5 protein-coding genes are annotated in these 4,184 nt (G+C 68.0%); 3 read left to right on the top strand and 2 right to left on the bottom strand.

What is annotated here, in order from left to right:
- Positions 1 to 43: 43 nt before the first annotated feature.
- Positions 44 to 952, top strand: coding sequence for a LysR family transcriptional regulator (locus tag DBR20_RS11930; protein WP_108266312.1), 909 nt, complete (start codon positions 44 to 46; stop codon positions 950 to 952).
- A gap of 82 nt (positions 953 to 1,034) precedes the next feature.
- On the opposite strand, the gene DBR20_RS11925 is transcribed toward DBR20_RS11930, so the two are convergent.
- Together DBR20_RS11925 and lepB are read right to left on the bottom strand one after the other, a co-directional pair.
- Complete coding sequence (locus DBR20_RS11925) at positions 1,035 to 2,291, bottom strand: MFS transporter (protein ID WP_108266311.1); 1,257 nt, start codon at positions 2,289 to 2,291, stop codon at positions 1,035 to 1,037.
- Positions 2,292 to 2,412: 121 nt separating this feature from the next.
- A complete protein-coding gene (lepB, locus tag DBR20_RS11920; RefSeq protein ID WP_108266310.1) occupies positions 2,413 to 3,039 on the bottom strand; it encodes a signal peptidase I in 627 nt (208 codons plus the stop codon).
- A 249-nt stretch (positions 3,040 to 3,288) separates the two neighbouring features.
- On the opposite strand from lepB, the gene DBR20_RS11915 reads away from it, so the two are divergent.
- Positions 3,289 to 3,690, top strand: coding sequence for a hypothetical protein (locus DBR20_RS11915; protein ID WP_100554399.1), 402 nt, complete (start codon positions 3,289 to 3,291; stop codon positions 3,688 to 3,690).
- Positions 3,691 to 3,693: 3 nt separating this feature from the next.
- On the top strand, positions 3,694 to 4,140 hold the full coding sequence (locus DBR20_RS11910; protein WP_025875822.1) for a hypothetical protein: 447 nt from the start codon (positions 3,694 to 3,696) through the stop codon (positions 4,138 to 4,140).
- Positions 4,141 to 4,184: the final 44 nt, after the last annotated feature.

Here is a 4,184-nt window from a genome sequence, read left to right as displayed (position 1 = left end):
CGTGGATGGGGACTCGTGGGGTCGGGCTGGATAGACTGCACGCATGTCCATCGAACTCCGCCATCTACGTTACTTCCTTGCTGTCGCCGATACCCTGCACTTCGGCCAGGCGGCCGAGCGGTTGGGCATGTCACAGCCGCCGCTCAGCCAGCAGATCCGGCAGCTGGAGGAGCTGATTGGTGCGCGGTTGTTCGTGCGCAGCCATCGGCGCGTGCAGCTGACGCCTGCGGGGGAGCTGCTGCAGGAACGTGCGCGCGGCATCGTGCAGCAGGTGGAATCGGCGGTGGATGAAGTGCAGCGCGCGCAGCGTGGCGAGCAGGGTGAGCTGCGTATCGGCTTGACCCGGGCCACGCCGTTGTCGCCGCAGATTCCGCGTTCGATCCTGCAGTACCGCCAGCAGTATCCGCAGGTGCGGCTGCAGCTGAGCGAGATGAACACCCTGCAGCAGATCGATGCGCTGCTCGATGGCTCTCTGGACGTGGGCATCATCCGCAAGCGCACGCTGCCGGCCGAGCTGGTGGCGCACAGCCTGTTCGTCGATCCACTGGCGTTGATCGTGCATGCCGGCCACCCTGCCCTGCGCCGACTGTCGAAAGGCGGCACGCTGGCGTTGCGTGACTTGGCGCAGGAACCGTTCGTAGCATTCCGCCGCAGCGCCGGGGCGGGCATCCACGACCATATGATCGCGCTGTGTGCGGCGGCGGGTTTCACGCCACGCATCGTGCAGGAAGCCGGTGAGGCGTCGACGTTGATCAGCCTGGCTGCAGCGGGACTGGGTGCGGCGATCCTGCCTTCGTCGTGCGACCACATCCGGGTGGAAGGTGCGCGCTTCGTGCCGTTGGCCGATGCCGGCGCGCATTCGGAAGTGCAGCTGGCGTGGCGCCGCGAGGGTGTGACACCGTTGATCCGCAATTTCGCCGGACTGCTGCGCGAGGCGTTTGCCGAAGAGTGAGGTGCATCGCACCCGGTAGTGGCCAACCTTGGTTGGCCCAAGGGCACAACGCCGACCAAGGTCGGCATCTACCAGAGCAGGATCAGGCCGTCACCGGCTGCGGCGCGCGCTGCTGCAGCGCCCAGACGATGCCACCGCCGATCACGGTCAGCAGCGCGGCGAACGCACAAACACCCAGCCAGTCCCACGCGGCATAGGCCAGGCCACCCACGCCGCCCAGCACGCTCGAGCCCAGGTAATAGGCGAACAGGTACAACGCTGAAGCTTCCGCACGCATCGAACCGGCGCGGCTGCCAACCCAGCTGCTGGCCACAGAATGGCCGCCGAAGAAACCGAACGTCACCAGCGCGATACCCACTGCCATCGCCGACAGCCACGGCATCGCCAGCAGCACGATGCCGGCGGCGATCAGGCCGAAGGAGATCGACAGGATGCGACCGCGCCCGTAGCGCGTCGCCTGCTGGCCCATCCAGGCCGAACTGAAGGTACCGACGAGGTACACGCTGAAGATCAACCCGACCACGGTCTGGCTGAGGTGGTACGGCGGCGCCAGCAGGTGGTAGCCGAGGTAGTTGTAGAGGGTGACGAACACGCCCATCAGCACGAACGAGGTGGCGAACAACCACGGCAGGCCAGGGTCGGCGAACAGCGTGCGCCAGCGCGCGGGCAACTGGCGCAGGCCACTGCGGCTGGCCTGGAAGTGGCGCGACGGCGGCAGCTGCAGCCACAGCAGCACGGTGCTGGCCACGGCGATGATCGAGACCACGCCGATGCCCCAGCGCCAGCCCCAGTGGTCGGCGATGATGCCGGCCAGCAGGCGCCCGCTCATGCCACCGATGGCATTGCCGCCGATGTACAGGCCCATCGCCAGGCCCAGCGCGCGGCTGTCCATCTCTTCGACCAGATAGGTCATCGCCACCGCCGGTACGCCGCTCAGCGCCAGCCCCAGCAGGGTGCGCAGCACCAGCAGGGTGGACCAGTCATCGACCAGTGCCGTGCACAGCGACAACGTGGCCGAGGCCAGCAATGCAACGATCATCAACGGACGCCGGCCGACTGCATCGGACAGCAGGCCTGCCAGCAGCATGGCCACGGCCAGGGTGCCGGTGGTCAGCGACAGCGACATCGCGCTGCCCGCAGCGGACACGCCGAAGTGGCGGCTGAACTCGGGCAGCAACGGCTGCACCGTGTACAGCAGGCCGAAGGTCGAAAAGCCGGCGAGGAACAGTGCCAGCGCGGTGCGGCGGAAGGCCGGCGTTCCCTGCTGGATGCGGGTGTCGGCGGAAGCGTGGTCAGTACGGGGACGGTCGGCAAGGGCCGCCGGAGTTTCGCCAGTCATGGGGGCGGTGGGCCGTGGGGGCGGCCGGAATGGAGGAGACGGGCCTCAGACTAGGCCCGTCCATCCAGTCGATCCATAACCTGATAAGTCAGGATTGATACTTTTGACATATCGATTCAGCTTACAGTCGCTGCCACTCGAAGCCGTCGCCACGCCGGTAATAGACCGCCACCGCACGGCCGTAGATCTTGTCCGCATCGACGAAGCCGAAGAAGCGGCCATCGAAGCTGTTGCCGCGATGGTCGCCCAGCACCAGCACCTTGCCGGCGGGCACCTGCAGATCCGCGATGTCCGGGCCACCGCCCCTGTCCAGGTCGAGGCTGGCGCGGCGCTCACCGAAGGCTTCGGTATCGGCCAGGTCAGCGATCTGCAGCGGCTGGCCGTTGATGCTCAGGTGGCCATCGTGCAGTTGCACGTGGTCGCCGGCCACGGCGGCGACGCGCTTGATCAGGCGGGTGCCGTCGGCCGGTGAATCGAACACGGCCACCTCACCACGCTGCGGCGTGCCGGTACCCAGCAGTTCCTTGCTGGTGAACGGCAGGCGCAGGCCATAGGCACGCATGTCCACCACCACCCGGTCACCCGGTTGCAACGTCGGCTGCATCGAGCCGCTGGGCACGACGTAGTGGTTGGCGAGGGTATCGCGGGCGGCGGCGAGCAGGCCCAGCATCACCAGCAGGGGCAGTGCCTCTTTCTTCAGCCAGGTGAGCGCGCGCTCTGGGAACGGCGGACGGGCTACAGCATCCATGTCAGGCTCCGGGTGGGTGGTATCGGCATCAGACCACATCCGGCCCGAAGAGGTTCCCGGTAGCGCCGGGCCGTGCCCGGCGAGCGCACAGCGCGGCCGCTTCGACGTGTCGCCGGGCATGGCCCGGCGCTACCGATGCAGGGTTACGCAGGTTTTACGCCCAGGCCCGGCACGGGGCATCGCACCTTTACGGCCACCACGCGCATCGTGTGCCTACCGCGCCGCAGGGCGCTTTCCGCAAGGTGTTGTATGACCCTCCTGGTGATCCGGCATGCGTCGCCGTCGGTGCCGCGTCCGCTGCTGCCGGCCGAGTTGTCCGGCCATCCGGTGCTGTGCACCGACTGCGCCAGCCTGGCCGATGTGCGCCAGTGCCTGTGCCAGCCGCAGGCGCGCAGCGCGGACTGGGTACTGCTTGATGTCGGCGCGGCTGACGAGGCGCAATGGTGTGCCGAGGGCGGCGCGTTGCAGGCGGCATTGGACGGTCTGCCGGCGGAGTACATCGAACTGCAGTCACCCCATCAGCCTGGTCTGGAAGCGCGCCTGCGGCTACAGCATGGCCCGGCCGCCGTGGTGGTCGACCAGCGCAGCCAGCAGGCGGGCTATCCGTTGTCGTTGGCCATCGTCGGCCGCCGCCTGGCACGGGAGGGCTGAGCCATGTCGATCTTCATCATCCGTGGCCCGGAAGCGGCTGGCGCGCTGATCCGTACCGCCGCGCCGCTGCCGGCGCCGGTACTGAAATCACTGGTGCACCGTGCGATCGATGCAGGCACCAGCGTGGCGATCCGCGCCTGCGGTTCGGAACAGGAACTGCTGGACGCGCTGCGCGTGGCCGACCACAGCCGTGGCGAAGTGACGCTGCTCGATCCGGGCGCATGCGCCGACAGCCTGCGCCTGCAGCGGCTGTTGCCGTACCTGCACAACGCGTACGTGGAAGTGCATGACGACGGTGCGGTGGCCGAGCCGTGCCTGCCGGCGGGTGTGGGTCAGCGATTGGGGATCGCGGCCGGATACGGTGCGCAGAGCTATGTGCTGGCGCTGGACATCGCGCTGGATCACCTGGGGTTGGCCGAGCAGGCGAACCGGGTGCATGTAGGGACGTGATGCGCTTCGGTAGAGCCGAGCCCATGCTCGGCTGCCTTTCCAGA

The sequence above is a fragment of the Stenotrophomonas sp. HMWF023 genome (assembly GCF_003060985.1).
Classification (GTDB): domain Bacteria; phylum Pseudomonadota; class Gammaproteobacteria; order Xanthomonadales; family Xanthomonadaceae; genus Stenotrophomonas; species Stenotrophomonas lactitubi.
The sequence above is the reverse complement of the archived record's forward strand: the minus strand, read 5'-3'. Positions and strand labels throughout refer to the sequence as shown.